Origin of the sequence: Flavobacterium sp. LS1P28 (assembly GCF_003970335.1) — a bacterium.
In the GTDB taxonomy this organism is placed as follows: Bacteria; Bacteroidota; Bacteroidia; order Flavobacteriales; family Flavobacteriaceae; genus Flavobacterium.
Genome location: NZ_RYDI01000009.1, coordinates 1 through 20,992, shown reverse-complemented (window position 1 = coordinate 20,992; position 20,992 = coordinate 1). Strand labels below are relative to the sequence as shown.

Annotated in this window: 14 protein-coding genes and 1 pseudogene; 9 read left to right on the top strand and 6 right to left on the bottom strand. The window is 35.1% G+C overall.

Features of this window, described 5'->3' with window-relative positions; all coding sequences use genetic code 11:
* Positions 1-205 precede the first annotated feature (205 nt).
* Positions 206-2,725 carry a M14 family metallopeptidase gene (locus tag EKL97_RS08525; protein ID WP_126568648.1) on the top strand — a complete coding sequence of 840 codons (2,520 nt, stop codon included), beginning with the start codon at positions 206-208 and terminating at the stop codon, positions 2,723-2,725.
* A gap of 88 nt (positions 2,726-2,813) precedes the next feature.
* On the opposite strand, the pseudogene EKL97_RS08520 reads toward EKL97_RS08525, so the two are convergent.
* Together EKL97_RS08520 and EKL97_RS08515 are read right to left on the bottom strand one after the other, a co-directional pair.
* Positions 2,814-3,991, bottom strand: a pseudogene (locus tag EKL97_RS08520) (MFS transporter).
* Positions 3,992-4,134: 143 nt separating this feature from the next.
* Positions 4,135-4,671, bottom strand: coding sequence for a lipocalin family protein (locus tag EKL97_RS08515; RefSeq protein WP_126463420.1), 537 nt, complete (start codon positions 4,669-4,671; stop codon positions 4,135-4,137).
* A gap of 419 nt (positions 4,672-5,090) precedes the next feature.
* Between EKL97_RS08515 and EKL97_RS08510 the strand changes: the two genes are divergently transcribed.
* Positions 5,091-5,621, top strand: coding sequence for a GNAT family N-acetyltransferase (locus EKL97_RS08510; RefSeq protein ID WP_126555440.1), 531 nt, complete (start codon positions 5,091-5,093; stop codon positions 5,619-5,621).
* A gap of 108 nt (positions 5,622-5,729) precedes the next feature.
* On the opposite strand, the gene EKL97_RS08505 is transcribed toward EKL97_RS08510, so the two are convergent.
* Positions 5,730-6,287 (bottom strand): DUF4494 domain-containing protein, encoded by a 558-nt coding sequence (locus EKL97_RS08505; RefSeq protein WP_126455916.1) that lies wholly within the window; start codon positions 6,285-6,287, stop codon positions 5,730-5,732.
* 243 nt (positions 6,288-6,530) lie between these two features.
* On the opposite strand from EKL97_RS08505, the gene EKL97_RS08500 reads away from it, so the two are divergent.
* The 4 genes from EKL97_RS08500 to EKL97_RS08485 all read left to right on the top strand — a co-directional run bounded on the left by EKL97_RS08500 (position 6,531) and on the right by EKL97_RS08485 (position 11,308).
* Complete coding sequence (locus EKL97_RS08500; protein ID WP_126463424.1) at positions 6,531-7,184, top strand: TetR/AcrR family transcriptional regulator; 654 nt, start codon at positions 6,531-6,533, stop codon at positions 7,182-7,184.
* Between the two features lie 52 nt (positions 7,185-7,236).
* On the top strand, positions 7,237-8,568 hold the full coding sequence (locus EKL97_RS08495; protein ID WP_126463426.1) for a TolC family protein: 1,332 nt from the start codon (positions 7,237-7,239) through the stop codon (positions 8,566-8,568).
* A 10-nt stretch (positions 8,569-8,578) separates the two neighbouring features.
* A complete protein-coding gene (locus EKL97_RS08490) occupies positions 8,579-9,658 on the top strand; it encodes an HlyD family secretion protein (RefSeq protein ID WP_126463428.1) in 1,080 nt (359 codons plus the stop codon).
* A 66-nt stretch (positions 9,659-9,724) separates the two neighbouring features.
* A complete protein-coding gene (locus EKL97_RS08485) occupies positions 9,725-11,308 on the top strand; it encodes an MDR family MFS transporter (protein ID WP_126555429.1) in 1,584 nt (527 codons plus the stop codon).
* Positions 11,309-11,331: 23 nt separating this feature from the next.
* On the opposite strand, the gene yaaA is transcribed toward EKL97_RS08485, so the two are convergent.
* On the bottom strand, positions 11,332-12,090 hold the full coding sequence (gene yaaA, locus EKL97_RS08480; protein ID WP_126463432.1) for a peroxide stress protein YaaA: 759 nt from the start codon (positions 12,088-12,090) through the stop codon (positions 11,332-11,334).
* A 170-nt stretch (positions 12,091-12,260) separates the two neighbouring features.
* Between yaaA and EKL97_RS08475 the strand changes: the two genes are divergently transcribed.
* The gene (locus tag EKL97_RS08475) at positions 12,261-12,788 is read left to right on the top strand and encodes a GNAT family N-acetyltransferase (RefSeq protein WP_126463434.1); all 528 of its coding nucleotides are present in this window, start codon (positions 12,261-12,263) and stop codon (positions 12,786-12,788) included.
* A gap of 526 nt (positions 12,789-13,314) precedes the next feature.
* Here EKL97_RS08475 and EKL97_RS08470 read toward each other — a convergent pair.
* On the bottom strand, positions 13,315-14,847 hold the full coding sequence (locus EKL97_RS08470) for a SulP family inorganic anion transporter (RefSeq protein WP_126568647.1): 1,533 nt from the start codon (positions 14,845-14,847) through the stop codon (positions 13,315-13,317).
* A gap of 373 nt (positions 14,848-15,220) precedes the next feature.
* Here EKL97_RS08470 and EKL97_RS08465 point away from each other — a divergent pair, with 373 nt between their 5' ends.
* Complete coding sequence (locus EKL97_RS08465) at positions 15,221-16,639, top strand: adenosine deaminase (RefSeq protein WP_126568646.1); 1,419 nt, start codon at positions 15,221-15,223, stop codon at positions 16,637-16,639.
* An 89-nt stretch (positions 16,640-16,728) separates the two neighbouring features.
* Here the strand turns inward: EKL97_RS08465 and EKL97_RS08460 are convergent, their stop codons facing one another.
* Positions 16,729-19,197, bottom strand: a complete 2,469-nt coding sequence (locus EKL97_RS08460) for a zinc-dependent metalloprotease (RefSeq protein ID WP_126568645.1) — start codon at positions 19,195-19,197, stop codon at positions 16,729-16,731.
* 347 nt (positions 19,198-19,544) lie between these two features.
* Here EKL97_RS08460 and EKL97_RS08455 point away from each other — a divergent pair, with 347 nt between their 5' ends.
* On the top strand, positions 19,545-20,606 hold the full coding sequence (locus EKL97_RS08455) for an alkaline phosphatase D family protein (protein ID WP_126568644.1): 1,062 nt from the start codon (positions 19,545-19,547) through the stop codon (positions 20,604-20,606).
* The last annotated feature ends 386 nt before the right edge of the window (positions 20,607-20,992 follow it).

The following is a 20,992-nucleotide window of genomic DNA, read 5'->3' as shown; positions in this document are numbered from 1 at the left end:
AAATGCAAATTTACAAAATTAATTTATTTGAACCTATTCACTAAAACGTTACATTTGATAAATCATCTTGAAATTTCTTCCAATTTTCTGTCTTAAAAAGGATCCTATTTAAAGCCACTTGAAATTTAATCTTTGATGTAATTCTAACACAACCTGTATTCAAATGATTCTTTTTATACCGTCACCACTAAAAACCTATTTATCTATGAAATCTATTTATTACCTTTTACTCTTTTTTAGTTTCATTTGCAATGCGCAAGAAAGACCAGTACCGCTAGCGTATTTTTTGCCGCAAAACGAAACGTACAATGACAAAATTCCGACACCTAAAAGTGTTTTTAATTTTGAATTAGGAGAAATGCATACTGATCACAATCAAGTAGTTCGCTTTATGGAAGCTATTGCAAAAGCTTCTGACAGAGTGCAAATAGAAACAACCGGTTACACTTATGAAAACCGTCCACTACAATTACTTACCATTTCAAGTCCTGAAAATTTAGCAAAAATTGATGAAATTCATAGAAAACACCTCGCTTTATCGGATTCAGATACTAATGCTTCGGATGTATCTAATTTGCCTATCGTACTCTATTTAGGCTATTCAATCCATGGAAATGAATCCAGCGGAACCGGTGCCGCAATTGCTCTGGCCTATTATCTTACAGCCTCAGAAAGTCCTGAACTAAAGAAAATGCTGGATAATACGATTATTCTATTAGATCCAAGTTTAAATCCAGATGGTTTGCATCGTTTTTCAACTTGGGTGAACAGCCATAAAAGTAAAAACTTAGTAACAGATCCTAATGACCGAGAATTTAATGAAGCATGGCCAGGCGGAAGATTTAATCACTACTGGTTTGACATGAACAGAGACTGGCTTCCCGTTCAACTTCCAGAAAGTCAGGCGCGCATTAGGACTTTCAGGAAATGGATGCCAAATGTATTGTGTGATTTTCACGAAATGGGAACTAATTCGACTTACTTTTTTCAGCCGGGAGTTCAAAGTCGCACCAACCCACTCACTCCTGAATTAAACCAAAAACTAACCAAAAAAATTGCAGGCTACCATGCCAAAGCATTGGATAAAATTGGAAGTTTTTATTATGTCGAAGATGGTTTTGATGACTTTTATTACGGCAAAGGATCTACCTATCCTGACATCAATGGAGGTATCGGTATTTTATTTGAACAAGCGAGTTCAAGAGGACATGCCCAACAAAGCGTAAACGGAATAATCACTTTTCCATTTACCATCAAAAATCAATTTACAACCAGCTTGTCATCAGTACAGGCTGCGTATGAAATGCGAAAAGAGTTGCTGGAATACCAACGCGATTTTTTTACTAATTCCAGTGCCGAAAGTAAAAGAAACAAAACAAAAGGCTATGTATTTGGAGACGAAAAAGATGCTACTAAAGTTCAAGAACTCGCCAAAATACTTAGCCAGCATAAAATTGAAATGCTGCAATTGAAAGAAGACATCACCATCAACAAAAAGAAATTCAGTAAAGATTTGAGTATTATTATTCCCATGGAACAAAAAAAATCAAAGCTCATACACGCTATTTTTGATAGACAAACCAAGTTCAAAGACAGTATCTTTTATGACATTTCAGCATGGAATTTTGATCTGGCTTTCAATTTAAATTTTGAGGAACTGAATTCCCTTTCACAAGCCGGGGCACGTTACGAAAATGTATTGAAACCCGGAACGGTCAATCAAAAAAGTGATGTAGGATACCTAATCGAATGGACAGACTACAATTCTCCTAAACTTTTATACCAATTACAGGCCAAAGGACTGCGTATAAAAACCACTAAGAAACCATTTGTCCACAACGGAAAAACTTTTTCCTATGGGAGTTTGTTAGTACCTGTTCAGAATCAGACAATGAGTTCAGATGAAATGTATGCGTACCTGAACCAAATTATCCCGGAATACGCTATTGCTATTACCGCCGTAGAAACCGGGTTTACTGATGGTGCCAATTTAGGAAATCCCAATCTAGTCAATCTTACCATGCCTAAAGTAGCTATGGTCGTGGGACGTGGTGTTGATCCATCAGATGCGGGAGAATTATGGCATTTATTTGATCAAAAAGCACAAATTCCATTGACTAAAATAGATATGGAACAACTACAAAGAGTGACTCTAAGTGGTTATACGACTTTGATCATGGTCAATGGAAATTATGGTGGACTTTCACCAGCTACAGCAGCTAAAATAGAGCAATGGACTCAAAGTGGAGGAACTTTAATTGCGTATCAGGATGCTATTAAATGGCTGAATGATAGTAAATTAATTGAATTAACTTTGAAAACTACTAAAAATGAAGCTAAAGCAATTTCATTTGAACAAACTAGTGATTTCAAGGGAGCACAAGAGATTGGCGGGGCAATATTTGAAACCAGATTAGATTTATCACATCCTATTAATTATGGAATGCCACGAAATACGATGCCTATTTTCAGAAACTCCTCTATTTTTATTGAACCCAATAAAAACAGTTTTGGTAATCCAATCCAGTATACTAAAAATCCATTGTTGAGCGGTTACATTTCGAAACCAAAACTGGAGTTGTTAAAAGAAACCGTACCGTTTCAAGCCATTCGAAAAGGAGATGGAGCTATTTTAATTTTCACAGACAATACTAATTTCCGAGCCTTCTGGCTGGGAACAGAAAAATTATTTTGGAATGCTGTTTTCTTTGGCAAACTCATGTAAAAAACTATTTTTTTTTTTAAAGTATTTCAGAGTATTATAAAAAAAGCGCAAAGTCAAAATACTTTGCGCTTTTTTTATAATACTCAATTCATTGTACTTTTTGCACTTTGTCTTTGCGTTTATAAGTAACTGCATACACAGTTAATGCTAATAATGACAAAATAATGCAACCCAAAGTAACAGCCTTCCAGCCTCCATATTTCCATAACATCAAACCATAAGCTGAACCTGCCGCAGTTCCTAAAAAACTAAACGACATATACACGGTGTTCATACGGTTTCGTGCCTCTGGAAGTATTGAATATACACGGGTTTGATTTGAAATATGAACACTTTGTAAACCAATATCAATACAGACAATCCCTATAATTATTCCGATAATACTTTGTGCTGAAAAATAAAAAATAACAAAACTGACTAACATCAATAAACTGCCATATCCCACAACAACTCTAGAACTGCCTTTGTCTCCGATTTTACCTACCAAAGGTGCCGCTAATGCTCCGGAAGCGCCCACCACGCCAAAAAGACCTATTGTTGCGCTATTAAAATGAAAAGGATCATCAGAAAGCAATAACACCATTGTGGTCCAAAACGCTCCAAATTGAGCAAAACAAAATACATTCATCACGGTTGCTTCTCGCAATAACGGTTGGGTTTTTATCAAAGAAAAAAGCGATTGGATTAATTGCGCATAAGTTCCCCCGAATACTGGTTGATTGAATGGAAATTGCTTGTAGATTACAAAAAAATAAAAAGACATATTCCGGCGGCTATCCAAAACATGGCTCGCCAGCCCCAAATATCTCCAATAAAGCCGCTAAGGGTTCTAGACAATAATATCCCCACAAGCAAACCACTCATAATGGTCCCTACCACTTTACCCCGTTCTTCCGGCTTACTCAAAGAGGCAGCCAAAGGTAAAATCAATTGTGGTACTATAGAAGTAATACCTATAAGTAATGAAGCAATTTCTAGCACCACAAAACTTTGGGCAGTAGCCGCAATAATCAAGGCTATTACTGAGGCAAAAGTGGTGATTAAAATCTGTTTTTTACGTTCAATCTTATCGCCAAGCGGAACCATAAAAAAAAGTCCAATAGCATAACCTGCTTGCGTCAGGTAGGTTATTGTACCGGAATCCGTAACGGGGATTTTAAATTCGGATGCTATTAAAATAATTAAGGGTTGGCAATAATAGAGGTTGGCAACAATAAGTCCAGTGCAGGCTGCCATAAACAAAACACTTGATTTGGATAAATTCATGTGACAAAAATACTATTCTAATTTTTCCTGAAAAAATTAATAAATATTTTTTTTCATACATTCCTGCACAATTTACGGCTTCAATTGGAACGTACTAAGTACCAATTATTGAAAATAAGCAAGTACGTTTTCAATTGTATCAATTAATTGTGTTGGACCCAAATGAGTTGTGAAGTATTGTAGCCAAGGTCTTGTGCTGTTTTTAGATACTCTTGTTTTATATTTTGAGGCATTGTTTTATCTCGTGAAAGAAACCATAAATTCTTAAGACTTCTCCCAGCCATCAAAGCATATTTATAATCCGAATCAAGTGCTATAATGGTGTACCCTGAATAAAATGGACCAAAAAAAGAAACTTTTAATTTTCCGGTGTTTGAATCGCCCGCAAACTTAACCTTGCCTGTAGCTGCAACGTATTTGTTCTTTATAAAATTAAAACCCCGATTTATCACTTTAAGACTTCCATCCTTATTGAGTGAATATTTAGCTGTGGTATTGTTTAAATTTTTTTCAAAAACAAAATCCAGCCGTGCAATTTCGTACCAGTTGCCTAGAAATTTGTCTTTATCAAAATTTTGTATTGCCTTTACCTTTTTAGGTGTAGAGTGGCACAGATTCATTACGAATAAAGTTACTGAGAGCAATGTTAGACTTCCTAAGGCCAGAATTTTCTTTTTCATGATCTATCTTTAGATATCAAAATTCAGAAATAAAAAACTGTAAATCAATACAATTTAGAATACTTTAGGATTTGTTTTGGGTATTGCGCTCGAATAATTTACACACTTATGAAACATAAAAAACGTATTTTATCTATTGACAAATAGTGTTAGATGCCCACCACCGCTATCATTGTTAAATTTGACTCTAGTTTAATTTCAGGAATTGCTGTAGTCTTTTTTTTATTCAACAGTTCTGTTCTGTCATTCCATAAACGTTCCAGAAGTTGATTCATTTGTACTCTACAGCTTCTTTTGAGTATAAAAAAACACTCTTTTATAGACCAAAGCTAAAAAAAAACGAAAAATAAAACCTAATTTAGTACCCTTTGTAAGCGGCAGAAATACTTTAGCGAATACCCTAAAAAACTTAAATTACGATGATCAAGTATCACTTTAGAAAAGCAGAATCCTCTGAGATATCTCCAATATGGGAGATATTACAACAAGCTATCATTCGAAGAAAAAAAGACGGCAGCAATCAATGGCAAGACGGTTACCCAAATCCAGAGGTTGTACAAAAAGATATAGAAAAAGGGGAAGGATTTGTTTTGGTTGAAGGAGAAACCATCATTGGCTATAGTGCGGTATTAATCAATGACGAGCCTGCTTATGAGAAAATTGAAGGAAACTGGTTAACCAATGATGATTTTGTTGTACTTCACCGCGTAGCTATTGCTGAAAAGTATTTAGGCAAAGGCTTGGCTAAAATGATTCTCAGACACATTGAGGATTTTGCGGTAAGCAACCTCATTTACAGCATAAAAGCAGACACCAATTTTGACAACATTGCCATGATAAAAATTTTTGAAAGTTCAGGTTATACCTATTGTGGTGAAGTTTATTTTAGAGGAAGCCCACGAAAAGCATACGAGAAAGTCTTGGCTAGACAGAACCAATTGGAATTATAAAAAACTTAGTATTAAAATTTAAAAACCGCAAATTCGCAGATAAAAACAGTTAGCAACGGTTTCTATAATTTGCGAATTTGCGGTGAGTTTTATTTAATACAATTTGTCTTAAACTGCAACTTCTTCTTCAAGTGCGGTTTCAAACTCCATGTGATCTTCTATCTCGACAGTTGCTTCCGGTTTAGAAGCTTTGATTGCATTGAACCTTTCTAATTGTTCCAATTCTCCTTCTTCTCCACTGAAATACGGAAAAACATCCATAATAGGAGATTCTGAAATAGCAGGAATCGTATAATCTCCCATCGTGCCTTTCATCACACTGATAGTATTATCATAAGCCTCTTTTACCTCATTGGCTTGCACTAATAAATACATATTGGTCTTGCGTTCTTTGCCACTTTCTTCGTCATAGGCGAGTAATGAAACTTTAGATCTAAACCAGCGATCTGCATTTTCAAAAGGATGAATCTCAGCATAATTAGCCACTTTTATATTCGTGATTTTGAATTCTTCACTGATATACGCTGACATTTCTTCATTAATTCGGCTTTCGGCTTCTGTGTAAGATAACGCATCTACCAAGTAGGGTTCGGTCGTAATTTTTTGCCCGCCAGTTTCATCTGTTTTTCTATATTTCACTTTGCATTCGTACCAAGTTGTGCTCATTTTATTTTATTTTTAGGATGTCAAAGATAGATTTTAAAGGAAACTAAATTTACTATTCCTAAAATAGATATTCACAATTTTAGATAGAAGTCACCGTTCCCGAAACCTTCCTTTTTGAGACTATCAAAAATAAAAAAAACCGTTCGGCTTTATTTAAAATGTTAAAACAATGTTAAATAAAAACCAAACGGTTGTTTAATTTAAACGCTTGTTTAGTTTTGTTTTTGAAAAAATTAAATTCTCTTGAAACGTAATTTTAACGACAAACAAATTCAAATCCTGGAAGTTGCAGAAACTCTTTTTGCAGAAAAGGGATTTGACGGTACTTCGATTAGGAACATAGCAAAAATAGCAAAAATCAATATTGCTATGGTTTCGTATTATTTTGGGTCCAAAGAGCGACTACTGGAATCGCTTATAGTGTACAGAACTTCAGATCTTAAAAATCAATTAGAACATTTATTACTGGAAGATCTGGAACCCCTTGACAAAATCAATAAGCTGATTGAACTGTACATCAACAGAATCAATAGTAATCGAGGGATTTATAGAATATTACACTTTGAATTCCCCTCCAAAAAAAGCAAACAAAATCTTTCAGTTTTTTCAGAATTAAAAAAAGGAAATCTAAAATCCCTTGAAATTATAATTAAAGAAGGCCAGAATAAAGGCATTTTCAGAAAAGATATTATTATTCCGCTTATCACACCCACAATTCTGGGCACTTTTTTTCATTTTCACATGAACAAACCTTTCTTCGAAAATTTATTAAACTTGAAAACTGAAGATTTATACAATAATTACATCAAAACCAATTTGACAACGCACATTCAACAAACTGTAAAGGCACTTCTGATCTATGAAATGGGCACACCAGAAATGCTATGCAAACAATAATAAAGACCTATGCGAATTCCATATTCCTACAAAAAACAAAAATTATCTACGTATGAAAGTTAGTCCATTCATGCTCATTGTGATTTTCTTCATTGGAATTTCATCTGCAGCAGCGCAAGAAAAAACAAGTTTAACATTGAACGAAGCCATCAATTTGGCTTGGGCCAAAAGTAATGAAGTTACACTAGCCAATACAAAAGTAAAAACTAAAAAGTACGAACTGCAATCTACCAAAAACAATCAATATCCTGATTTGAAACTTTCAGGGCAATACCAAAGATTAGCAAATGCTTCCGTTAATTTCAAACTCAATCAAAATAATACAGGAACTCAGGAAGCACTCCCAATTGTCAATCAATTGATGATTGGACAGTTGAATGCTAGTGTTCCGGTTTTCTCAGGTTTTAAAATTCAAAATAGCATCACCGTTTATGAAAATTTGTATCAGGCAGAAATGGCTACGGCATTGCAAACAAAGGAGGAAATTGCGTTGCGGGTGATTGATTATTATGCCAGTTTATACAAAGCCCAGAAAACAATTGAACTACTAAAAGAAAATCAAAAAAGTGCGCAACAGCGGGTAAACGATTTTATAGCCCTTGAAAAAAACGGAATTATCCCCAGAAATGATTTGTTAAAATCCCAATTACAGGCTTCGAAAATCCAATTGTCATTAGACGAAACAAATAATAATTTAAAAATCATCAACTTTTATCTGGTTACGCTTTTAAAACTAAATCCGGACACAAAATTAGAGATTCGAGAGCGTGATTTTGCCGATTTCCAAATGACTAATATCCCTGAAAATGAATTACCGGCACTAGAAAATCGGAAGGATTTAGAAGCCCTTCGGTTTCAGGGAAAAGCCAGTGAAGCCAATATAAAAATAGCTAAAGGGTCGTACTATCCGGCCATTGCGTTAGTTGGCGGGTATACGGCATTAGACCTGAGCAATGTGATTACGGTGCAAAACGCGATGAATATAGGCATCGGGCTTTCGTATGATTTGAGTGCCATTCTAAAAAACGGAACTTTAGTGCGGCTGGCCGAAAATAAATTTTTAGAAGTCCAAAACTCTGAAGCCATACTAACGGATTATATTAAAATCCAAGTTCAAAAAGCGATTGAAGATTATGATTTAGCTTTAAAACAAGATGTTGTATATGGACAAGCGCTGGAACAATCTTCTGAAAATTACAGAATCATCAAAGATAAATATGATAATGGTCTTTCGGACACTAATGATTTACTGGAGGCTGATGTAGAGCAATTGAGTTCTAAAATCAATAAGACTTTGGCCAAAGCCAATACCATTCAAAAATACTATGAGTTACTCTCGGTAACCGGCCAATTATCTCAAACCTTCACACTTTCAAAATTATAATATACCTACCATGGAAAACAAAAAAACAAATACAAAATTTATCATAATCCTAGTGGCATTGGTAGTTTTAGGTGGGACGTACGGAACTTTTAAATACCTGCATTCACAATCTCACGAAGAAACTGATGATGCCCAAATTGAAAAAAACATGAACCCAATTATCCCAAGAGTTTCAGGATATGTGGATAAAGTGTACATCAAGGACAATGATTTTGTAAAGAAAGGCGATACGCTTTTTACCATTGACAAAAGGGATTACCAGTTAAAAATTGAAGAAGCACATGCTGCAATGATTGGCGCTGAAGGTAATTTTGAAGTTACTAAAGCTGATATAGGAAGTGCTTTAGCCAGTATTTCTGTTTCGGATGCCAATGTACGATCTGCAAGTGGTAATATCGAATCCGCAAAAATAAGATTGGGACGCATAACCAGTGATTACAATCGATATGATAATTTATACAAAAGCCATTCGATCACAAAACAACAATACGAACAGGCTTTAGCCGCCAAACTGGAAGCTGAAAGTCAAGTACGCGTGTTACAACAACAGGAAAGAGCCACTGCCTTTCAAAAATCAGTTATTATAGCTAAATCTAAAGTTTCAGGTAAACAGACAGAAGTGGCTGCAGCCAATATACAAAGAGCAAAAGCAATGCTTGATGCCGCAAAATTAAATTTAACCTACACTGCTATCACTGCTGCTATTGATGGTCAGGTATCAAAAATTGATATTCAGCCGGGACAACTAGTGCAACCAGGGCAATCCCTATTTTATATTATCAACAACAATGAAGCATGGGTAGTTGCTAATTTCAAAGAAACGCAACTCAACAAAATGGTTATTGGTCAAAAAGTAATCGTAAAAGTAGATGCGTATCCCGAATATGATTTCAAGGGAACCATTACTTCCTTTTCCCCAGCAACAGGATCCCGTTTCTCCTTATTACCGCCAGATAATGCCACAGGAAATTTTGTAAAAACCATTCAAAGATTACCTGTTAAAATAAGTTTGATTCCAACAAATGACCCTGAAAAAATAAAATTACTGCGCCCGGGAATGAATGTAGATGTTGATGTACATTTAGATTAAAGCTGTTTTTTTTGAATTAAAAACGGCACCTCTTTTAATAAAATGATAGTTTACACTTTAGTATAAATGGCACAAGCAGGAGAAGACGATTTAGTAGAATATGGCTACAGACGAGTTCTTATTACGATCACAGCAGTACTTTGTGCTTTACTTGAAATCGTAGATACCACTATAGTCAATGTGGCACTGACAAACATGAGAGGAAGTCTGGGTGCCACATTAAATGATGTTGCTTGGGTCATTACCGCTTATGCTATTGCAAACGTGATTGTAATCCCTATGACCAGCTGGCTTTCACAACAATTTGGAAGACGAAATTATTTTGTGACTTCCATTATCATTTTTACAGTAGCCTCTTTTTTGTGCGGCAATGCCAATAATATATGGGAACTTATTACGTTTAGATTTATTCAGGGTTTGGGCGGTGGTGCTTTATTAGTGACCGCACAAACCATTATAACAGAGAGTTATCCCATTGCAAAACGAGGTATGGCACAGGCTATTTATGGAATGGGAGTTATCGTGGGACCTACTTTGGGTCCGCCATTAGGGGGTTATATTGTTGACAATTTCTCTTGGCCTTATATTTTTTATATCAATATTCCCATTGGTATCATAGCTACTATTCTAGCTTTAACTTTTGTTAAAAGTCCTAAATATGGCGAAAAACTAAAAGCCAATCAGGTCGATTGGTTGGGGATTTTTCTGTTGACTGTGTTTATTGGTTCTTTGCAATATGTTCTAGAACACGGACAACAAGATGACTGGTTCAACAATAAAATAATTATATTCTTGAGTACGGTATCCATTTTTGGCCTGGTATTATTCATTTGGAGAGAAATGACCTACAAACATCCTATTGTCAATTTGCAGGTTTTAAAAGATGGAAATCTAAGAATTGGTGTCATAATGTGTTTCATATTAGGCTTTGGTCTTTATGGTTCCACATTAATAATTCCAATTTACACCCAAACCATTCTAGGCTGGACCGCTACAGATGCAGGATTATTGCTTATTCCGGGTTCAATCACCACTGCTATTATGATGCCCATTATTGGTAAACTAATTCAAAGAGGTGTTCCGCAAAGTTATATGGTGGGTCTTGGTTTTTTGATTTTCTTTTTCTTTACCCTAATGATGCACAACAGCTTGACTCCTAATACGGGTGTTGAGCATTTGTATTGGGGATTAATTTTAAGAGGAATAGGATTGGGACTGCTGTTTGTACCCATAACCACACTGTCACTCTCCACCTTAAAAGGAAAGGATATTGGCGAAGGGGCAGCCTTTACAGGAATGATGCGCCAATTGGGAGGTTCATTTGGAATAGCAATTATCACCACCTTTATCACGAGATTTGGTCAGGAACACAGAGTAAATTTGATTTCAAATTTAGATGCCAGCAAGTTCGAAGTCCAACAACGCGTTATAATGTTGCAAAAAGGGTTTATGTCAAAAGGATTTAGTGCTAATGAATCGCTGAAAAAAGCCTATCAGGTTATTGATTATTCAGTGATGAAACAAAGTACCGTTTTATCGTATATGGATATTTTTCTGTATCTGGGAATTATGTTTCTGTGTTGTATTCCAATCATCTTTTTTATCAAAAAAGGGAAAAACAAAATCAATCCTGCTGATGCCATGCATTAATAAAGAGCCGATTAATAGCGTCTCTAACGGGTAAAAACCAAATGATTGCCCTCCGATAAATTTGCATCAAATTGATAGCTATCATAATTGAACCCTTTTAAATCTTCAATCGTTTGAGCATCCGTATCAATAATATAACGCACCATCATTCCCCTAGCTTTTTTGGCAAAAAAGCTGATGATCTTTAATTTTCCGTTTTTGTACTCTTTAAATTCCGGAGTGATCACAGGAACTTTCAACGCCTTGACATCAATTGCCAAAAAGTATTCCGTACTTGCAAGATTGACAAACAATTCGTCTTCTTTGAGCTCTTTATTTAAAGCTTTTGTAACGATTGGTTTCCAAAATTCATACAGATTTTTGCTTTCGCCAATGGGTAATTTGGTGCCCATTTCCAATCTGTACGCCTGAATTAAATCCAATGGTTTCAGCAAGCCATACAAACCGGATAGGATTCTTAAACGATCTTGTAAAGCTTCTGTTTTTTTTTCTGGAATCGAATACGCATCTAATCCAATGTACACATCACCATCAAAAGTAAACACAGCCGGACGTGCATTTGAAGTGGTAAAAGGTGTTTTCCAATCTTGATTTCGTTTCCAGTTCAAATCAGCTAGCTTATCTGAAATACTCATCAAAATTGATAAATCAGCAGGCTTCATCTCTTTTAAAACTTTGTGGACTTCTCGCGATTCTTTTAAAAACAAAGGTTGGGTGTGCAACTCCGTAGGTAGCTGTTTCTCTAAATTTAACGACTTGGCTGGCGATATTACAATTTTCATACACATTACTCTTTCGAGCGCTTTTTATTAATTCTCCCAAAAGTACTAATTGAAATCAAGAAATCAAGAGCCTTTAAACTAATTTGTTTAATAGTGTACTAGAGGATTTAGTTTAGCAACCTTTTTTTTGGTATTTTTGAGTTTAAAAATAACACAAAGAGTAGGTCAACATGAATCTAATTGAAATTAGAAAAGCTACAATCGCTGATCTTAAAGAACTGCAAAAGATAAGTATCCAAACATTTACAGCAACTTATGCCGCTGTAAACACCCCTGAAAACATCACTAATTACATCGAAAAAAACTTCAATGCAGTACAATTAACAACTGAATTGAACAATCCAAATTCCTTTTTTTATGTAGCCATTTCAAAATCAGAAATCGTTGGATATTTAAAAATAAACATTGGTGATGCTCAAACGGAAAACATAAACAAAAATGCTTTAGAAATACATCGGATTTATGTTTTACAAACTTTTCATGGTAAAAACATTGGGCAACTGTTGCTGAACGAAGTAAAAAAGATTGCACAACGTACTGGCGTTGATTATATTTGGCTTGGTGTCTGGGAAGAAAATCACCGAGCCATTCGATTTTATACTAAAAATGGATTTGTAGTATTTGACAAACACATTTTTACCTTAGGAAATGACGAACAAATTGACTTAATGATGCAATTTCAAATACAGCAACAATAATCAAAATTTAAATTGTCGTTTATTTAAGTGACTATAAAACTCTATTTGGTCTGTTTTTATACGAAAATTTATCAAAAAGCTATGAAACAGGATGTAATTATTGTGGGAGCTAGACTGGCAGATCCATTCTGAATACCATCGGCCGCACTTGCCACTCTTTTTGCTCCCGTTGGGAATTTAAAAGATAAAATAAATACCCTTGGTTCAAAAATAAGTTCGTGGAAAATTCTAAAGGCGTATCACATTGACTATGCTTTGCCTAATCAGGCAAGTGTGCGAAATACGATTGCTGTTTCGGAAATAAAAATATCAGATACGCTGTTCATTTGTGGCGACAACTTACTGAATAGTTCTATCAATGCCGCTCTCAAAACAGGATGATTAGCAGCAGAGGCGATGAAAGTATAGCTTATTATAAAAATAAGCAATAAGATTATCGCCACATTTTTAATGATTTTAATTCGAATAAAAAATAAAATTAGTGAATCTGTGGCTATTCTTTTTTGAATAGCTTCAAGTTGTAATGCTAATCAACAACAACTTTATAAGTAGGATCTTCTAAAATATTTACGTCAATTACGCTATCCGCGTTTTTTAGTAACACTCTGCAATCTTCGCTTAAATGTCGCAAATGAACCGTTTTATCGACTTTTGCATACCGCTCTGTAATTTTATTTACGGCATCAATAGCACTCATATCGGTAATTTTACTTTCTTTAAAATCAATAATGACTTCGTTTGGATCATTCAAAATATCAAATTTTTCCAAAAAAGCGGTTGTTGAAGCAAAAAATAAAGGCCCATAAATTTCGTAATGCTTCACTCCTTTATCATCTAGGTATTTTTTAGCCCTAATTCTTTTGGCGCTTTCCCAAGAGAAAACTAATGCAGAAATGATGACTCCAACTAAGACGGCTAAAGCCAAATTGTGTAGTACTATAGTAATTAGTGCCACTAAAATCCCAACAAAAATATCGTGTTTTGGCATTTTATTGATGATTCTGAAACTCGCCCATTCAAATGTTCCAATTGCTACCATAATCATGACACCAACCAGAGCCGCCATAGGTAACTGTTCAATTATTGGAGCACCAAACAAAATAATTACAAGTATGGTTAGTGCAGCAATGATTCCTGATAATCGCGCTCTGGAACCCGCCGAAAGATTAACTAATGTTTGTGCAATCATAGGACAACCTCCCATGCCAAAGAAAAAACCATTCAAAATATTAGCACTTCCTTGGGCGATACACTCTTTATTTCCTTTGCCTTTTGTTTCAGTTATTTCATCGACTAAGTTCAAGGTCAATAACCCTTCTGTCAATCCCACAGAAGCCATGATTAATGCGTAAGGAAATATTATTTGTAACGTTTGCAGGTTAAGAGGAATATTAGGAATATGAAAAGGTGGAAAACCGCCACTTACGGAAGCAATATCCCGCACCGTTTTAGTCTCAATTCCAAAGAAAAAAACCAGTCCAAATACCACAATAATTGCCACTAATGAAGATGGAACTGCTTTTGTTATTTTGGGTAGCAACACCACAATTGCTATTGTCAATGCAACCAATCCTGTCATAATAAAGAAAGAAGTTCCAGAAAGCCATTCGCTTTTACCATTAACAAAGGTTTTGAATTGATCCAATTGCGACATGAAAATAATTACGGCTAATCCATTTACAAAACCAAACATAACGGGCTGTGGTACCAGTCGGATAAATTTTCCAAGTTTAAAAAGCCCTACTAAAATTTGTAAAACTCCTGCCAAAGCAACTGCTGCAAGAACATATTCTAATCCATTTGAATTCATTAAAGCAATTAAAACAATTACCGTTGCTCCTGCTCCTCCAGAAATCATTCCCGGTCTACCACCAAAGACAGCCGTAATCAATCCCGCAATAAAAGACGCATATAAACCCATCAATGGCGGAAAACCTGCTACTATTGCAAAAGATAATGATTCCGGAATCATAGTCATAGCCACGGTTAATCCTGCTAAAATTTCAGTTTTGTAATTGACTTGCCGTGAAAAATCAAATAAGTTAAATACTTTTTTCATGTGATAATTATAATAAGAATATTTTGGTACAATTTCATATAAAGAAGTTGTATCGACAAAAAATGCGATAAAATGTTTTTAAAAACTCTTTTAATTTAAAAACTATAAATCAAGGCGGAGTACCTTGAGAGATTAGAATGGTACCGTTTTTCATAAGAGTTGCAAAAATAAAACTTTTTAATTGTTTCACCAAACAGAAAGTGAAATTGCTTAAATTTGGCAAAAGGTATATCTTTTTTTCAAAAACAAGGGTTTAAATGCCACATCAATAGATTCAAGCATAAAAAAATATCCTTTGCATTAAAAGCTTAAAAGCAAAAAAACCGTTTTGAAAAAAGAACCAGCAAAATACTATCAATACAATTAAAAAATCATGAAATTACTCTATACTTTATTCTTCGCACTTTTTTTAAATAATAGTTACTCACAATCCACGAATGACTATTTTGAAAAGATCAGAAACAATGAAGCGGAACTAACTGCTTTCTTTTCGCAAATGCCAAAAGGCGGTGATTTGCATCATCATTTCTCAGGTTCTATTTACGCCGAACCTATTTTGCAACGCGCTATTGCAGACGATTTTTATCTCAATATTGAGACGATGGATGTGTTAAAAGAAAAACCAGTAACGGGAAACTGGCTACTATTTTCGACATTGAAAAATAACGGAACATTAGAAGCATATAAGCAAAAAATCATGCAAAAGTGGTCTATAAAAGACTATAATGATGTAGATTATCCATCCGACAAGTTGTTTTTCGAATCATTTATGAAGTTCGAACCGGCCATCAAAGGGAATTTTGGACAAGGATTATTGGAACTTAAAAACAGAGCTATTTCAGAAAATGTCAGTTATATTGAAACCCAATTGTCTACAATCCCAACAGATATGAATACCGATGATTTAACAAAATTCAATTCCAGATTGCGAAAATCAGCTTTAGCAAAAGATGAAAAAGCAGTTTTAAAATCATTGGATTCGGTGTACAATTCACTACTAAAAAAAGATGCCGAATCCTATGCTAAAGCCTTCAATACCAATTTTGTTACTAAGCTGCACAAAGACCTTAAAATCGATGACAAGCAATTTACAATGCGGTATCAAAATTTTGTATTGCGATTTATGGAACCCGTAGATTTATTCAAAAATCTGGTAATCGCATTCATATCTGCAGATGAAAGTTCACTGATGGCAGGAGTTAACATTGTTTCTCCGGAAGATGGCGAAACCTCGATGAAGGATTATTGGTTACACATGCTAATGTTTAAATACTGTCATTCCCGTTATCCAAATGTAAAATATACAATGCACGCCGGCGAGTTGACGCTTGGTTTGGTACAACCAGAAGAGTTAACGTGGCATATTGGATCAGCCGTTTATACTGCAGGAGCCAACCGTATTGGGCACGGAGTAGATATGGCCTACGAGAAAGATTCGTATAATTTGCTCCGTTATATGGCAAAGAAAACCATTCCTATCGAAATCAATTTAGTAAGCAATGAGTTTATTTTGAAGGTAAAAGAAAGCCGTCATCCATTGACTTTATATAAAGAATTTGGCGTGCCAATCGTAATTAGTACGGATGATGCAGGGATTTTACGCACGAATATGACCGAACAATATGTCTTGTTAGCCAAAAGATACAAAGACGTTTCCTTTAAAGATATAAAGCAATATGTGTACAACAGCATTCAGTACAGTTTCATCAAAGAGGCTTCTGTAAAAAAACAATTGCTAAATGATTTAGAGTCCAGATTTAAGGCTTTCGAAGCTACATTTCCTTTGAAGTAAATCATTTTCATAGTATAAAATCTTTTTTATAACACCAAAAAATCCGCTCGAAAGCGGATTTTTTTTGTAAAACAGAATCTAAGTTTTGATTATTTTGGATTTAAAATCAATTCAATTCTTTTAATCGCGTCTTCATAATGGTATCTTGTTTCTGCATTTACAACTCTGGTTTTAGCAACTGCTAAGGTGGTTTTTAATGCATTCAACTCGCCTCTCACCAATCCTCTCACATCGGACTGAGCCACATTATAATAGTCAGAAGAACGTCCGGATTTAATTTCTTCTTTCATCAGATAACTCATTCTTTCAATGTATGCGCGTTGCAAATTTCTTCTGTAAATAGTCACATTCGAAGCTAAATTGGCTTCTTTCCAAATTCCTTTACGCATATCACTCAATAAATCCAATGCTTTATAATTAGTAGTTCCCATTATTTCCGCATCCATCAATCGACCAATTCGTTCAAAACTCAACATAGCATTCAAATGTCTGGCTTGTAAATTTCGAAAACGTTCTGTGTAACCGGAGTAATCAATATTTTTTAATGTACTTACATTCACCAACCACGTTGGAGAAGTAAAAGCATTGGCTTGTAACCATTGCATGGCTTCTTGTTGTTTTGCTTTTGGTACAATTTCATAAATATTTCCGGTTTGGTTTGGCTTTTTGGTTGTTTCATAAACACCGCCCACATTCGTTACCACATGTCCCACATATCTACTCCAGACATCCAGCATTTCTTTGTATAATTCGTCTAAATCCTCATAGTTATTAGTCACATCACTCGTCCATTCTGATAAATGAGAAGCTACATATTGCAAGTTTTTAAGTCCGTATGAACTTGCTTTCATGGAATTATTTCCGATATCTTCCGTTTGTGAAGTTGGATCAAAACTACTGCTTTGTTTCCCATATTTATAAACAAGATTTCCTGCTTTTTCCATAATCCATTGGTCTAAAATAGGCACTTCTACTTCCGGAGAAGAGGCATTAGGAATGACTCTGTATCCCCAATTGGTAGCATAATGATCGTAAGGCCCCATCTGGCGTATGAAACGAATGTCTTTATCTCCAGGTTGAGCGATATAATTAAAACGGGCATAATCCATCAAACTCGCTGAAATTCCATTTTTTTGAGTAAAGGCACCGTCTCTGTAATTTTCAGTATCATACGCACAACTCGCGCCCATATTATGAGGAAAACCAAGCGCATGCCCTACTTCATGTGCAATAACCATGCGCATCATTTCACCCATCTCTTCGTCGCTGGTATTCAAGGTTCTTGCTGAAGGATTTGCTGCTCCGGTTTCTAACAAATAACGGTTTCTATAGGAACGCAAATGATTGTGGTACCAAATAACATCACTCTCTATAATTTCTCCTGTTCTGGGATCAGAAACACTTGGTCCAACCGCATTACGCGTCGTACTCGCTACATAACGAATCACAGAATACCGAATGTCTTCCGGGCTAAAATCAGGATCCTCGTCTTTAGTAGGCGCATCTTTGGCAATAATTGCATTTTTAAAACCAGCAGTTTCAAAAGGCTTTTGCCAATCTTCAATTCCTTGTTTAATGTATTTGCGTAGTTTTTCAGGCGTGGCAGGATCTAAATAGTACACAATAGGTTTGATGGGTTCTACCAGTTCACCTTTTGCGTAAGCGACAGTATCTTTAGGCTCCAATTTCCAACGGCGGATATAGGTTTTACTGTCGGATTTCAATTCATTACTTCCATAGTCAATCTGGCTCATGGTAAACCAACCCACTCGCGGATCTGCTAATCTGGGTTGCATCAGTTTTTCTGGCAACAAAATCATCGATTGATTCATTTGGATGCTAATTGTTTCTGCATCTTCCTGAACAGGCGGTTTAGATGCATTGTAAGTGAAATCCTGAACCACTTCAATATTCATAGGATAACTTTTCATCGTATTGATAAAACTGCGGGATTCATCGAGGCCTTTTACTTTATAGGTTTCTCTCATTTCACTAGATAAACCGCTGATTGATTTAACGTCAGTGCTATAAAATTTAGTCACATCAATAACGGTATTTAAAGAATCTTTACTAAATGCTACAATATCAAAAGCAAATAAAGTAGGTTCATAATTATTTGATTTTACTGAAATACTAATGGGTAAACTGTCATTGGCAACGGCACTAAATGATTTTAATTTGATCAGAATTTTGTCCTGAAAACGATGCCAGATAATTAATTGTTCATTGGTTTCGGAACCCGCATTTACATATCCGCCTCCTAAATTAGCCGGTAATTTAGCCAACCTACTTACCAAAAGCATGTCTTTATCCAAGTATTTATTCGGGATTTCGAAAAAATATTTTTTGTCCACTTTGTGTACCATAAACAAACCTTCGTCAGAAACGGCGTCTTTGGTAATCACCTTGCTGTATTCCTTGATGGTAGCTTCTGGTTTCTTTTCTGGTGGAGGGGCTACAGTGGTGTTTTTATCTTTTTTTCTTTTCGATTGTGCAAATTGGGTTGTAGGCACAAGCATTAATGCTGCGATTGCAGTTAAAATGAAAAATTTCTTCATTAATAGGTTTTTTATTGGTTAATCAATATCAAAAATAAATTTTAGCACCTGTAAATTGCATATAATCTATTGGTTTAACTTTTAATTAACAGCAAACCAATCTGTTTTAAGGTAATATAGTGGCAATACGTTTCTAATGTGATTTTAGTTAGATCCCTTTTTTTTATTACATTTGGGAAGATTATTTTTTTACAATTAAGTTCAAAATTATTACTCAAACCTATATTTTTAATTGTCACCGTTTAAAAATACTTTCTAAAAGTCGCCATGTGATTTGTAGAGAAGCATTAATTTTTTTGGACAACCAATCTCCTTTTAAATACAATTATAAAACAAAACAATAAAAAATGATTCAAAATAATCTCTTTAAAATACCCTTGTTTTTAGCAGCTTTAACATTGCTTTCCTGCAATGGTTACTCGCAAAAAAACCTTTCAAAAATTGCTTTTGGATCGTGTTCAAACCAAAGTAATTCCCTGTCTATTTTTGATGTCGTGGTAAAACACCAACCAGATTTATTTATATTTCTGGGAGATAATATTTACGGTGACACTGAAAATATGCACACACTGCAAGCCAAATACGAGCGATTGGCAGCTAAACCTACTTTTCAAAATTTGAAAAAAAATATGCCTATCATAGCTACTTGGGATGATCACGATTACGGCCAAAATGATGCAGGAAGGCATTATCCCAAAAAGAAAGAATCAAAAGAACTTTTTCTTAATTTTTTTGGGGAACCTATAGCTTCCGAAAGACGAAAACACGAGGGAATATATACCTCTTATTTGTATGAAACTAAAGGCAAAAAAGTACAGATTATCCTGTTAGACAACCGTACTTTCCGGGATGATTACAAGCTATATAATAACGAACTTGAGGATGACAAACGTTATTTTTACTCCTTGGACTATGCACCAGTACAAAACCCGGATTCCACATACTTAGGAGCAGAACAGTGGAAATGGTTAGAAACAGAACTACAAAAACCAGCTGATCTTCGCCTAATTGGTTCAGGATCCCAGTTTGGGATTGAGTACAACGGGTATGAAGGCTGGGCTAATTTTCCGCTGGAGCAACAAAGATTTTTAGATCTAATCAAGAAAACCAAAGCAAACGGTATTTTGTTTTTGACCGGAGACGTTCATTATGGTGAAATTTCTAAACTTACAGAACCCGGATTATATCCTATTTACGACTTTACCTCCAGCGGACTTTCCTCCACCTGGCACTTTGCGACACCCAACAAAAATAGAATTGAAGGCCCTATTATGGATAACCATTTTGGCTTATTAACAATTAATTGGGGGGGAAAAATTCCTCAAATAAAAATGGAAATTTGGGATATCAATAATAATCAACGTGCAGAATACACAATTGGGTTGGATGAAATTAGTTTTAGAAAATAGCAGATTTTAAGAATGATTTTTTATGCTAGCCTATAATTTTCTTAAAAATCAAAAGTTCGCTTCCTAAACCATAAAAACAAGCTCAAGATATTTTTATATTGAAAATAAGTCTGGATAAAGTATGAATTCAGTGACTATTCTTATTTTTTTAGCAATCTCATTCACTCGGTTGCAAACATAACTAAGACTTAGGTAGAACTGTAGTACTTAAAAATCATAAAGATACAATATGAAAATCCTTAACTTAATGACATTGGGCACGAGCCAGAGGCATCGCGCTAGCCGTTGGGATTATTTCCGCTCGGACACCAGCTTTCTGAATCATTGAATCATCTATTAAAGAAATCAACTGTCCGAAAACAGATTTAGTCGAAAAATACTTATTT

Excerpts from the sequence above, each read along its gene's own strand:
- EKL97_RS08455 (WP_126568644.1), top strand. The coding sequence starts at position 19,545 with ATGATTCAAAATAATCTCTTTAAAATACCCTTGTTTTTAGCAGCTTTA.
- EKL97_RS08525 (WP_126568648.1), top strand. The coding sequence starts at position 206 with ATGAAATCTATTTATTACCTTTTACTCTTTTTTAGTTTCATTTGCAAT.
- EKL97_RS08475 (WP_126463434.1), top strand. The coding sequence starts at position 12,261 with ATGAATCTAATTGAAATTAGAAAAGCTACAATCGCTGATCTTAAAGAA.
- EKL97_RS08470 (WP_126568647.1), bottom strand. The coding sequence starts at position 14,847 with ATGAAAAAAGTATTTAACTTATTTGATTTTTCACGGCAAGTCAATTAC.
- EKL97_RS08465 (WP_126568646.1), top strand. The coding sequence starts at position 15,221 with ATGAAATTACTCTATACTTTATTCTTCGCACTTTTTTTAAATAATAGT.
- yaaA (WP_126463432.1), bottom strand. The coding sequence starts at position 12,090 with ATGAAAATTGTAATATCGCCAGCCAAGTCGTTAAATTTAGAGAAACAG.
- EKL97_RS08490 (WP_126463428.1), top strand. The coding sequence starts at position 8,579 with ATGGAAAACAAAAAAACAAATACAAAATTTATCATAATCCTAGTGGCA.
- EKL97_RS08505 (WP_126455916.1), bottom strand. The coding sequence starts at position 6,287 with ATGAGCACAACTTGGTACGAATGCAAAGTGAAATATAGAAAAACAGAT.
- EKL97_RS08515 (WP_126463420.1), bottom strand. The coding sequence starts at position 4,671 with ATGAAAAAGAAAATTCTGGCCTTAGGAAGTCTAACATTGCTCTCAGTA.
- EKL97_RS08485 (WP_126555429.1), top strand. The coding sequence starts at position 9,725 with ATGGCACAAGCAGGAGAAGACGATTTAGTAGAATATGGCTACAGACGA.
- EKL97_RS08495 (WP_126463426.1), top strand. The coding sequence starts at position 7,237 with ATGAAAGTTAGTCCATTCATGCTCATTGTGATTTTCTTCATTGGAATT.
- EKL97_RS08510 (WP_126555440.1), top strand. The coding sequence starts at position 5,091 with ATGATCAAGTATCACTTTAGAAAAGCAGAATCCTCTGAGATATCTCCA.
- EKL97_RS08460 (WP_126568645.1), bottom strand. The coding sequence starts at position 19,197 with ATGAAGAAATTTTTCATTTTAACTGCAATCGCAGCATTAATGCTTGTG.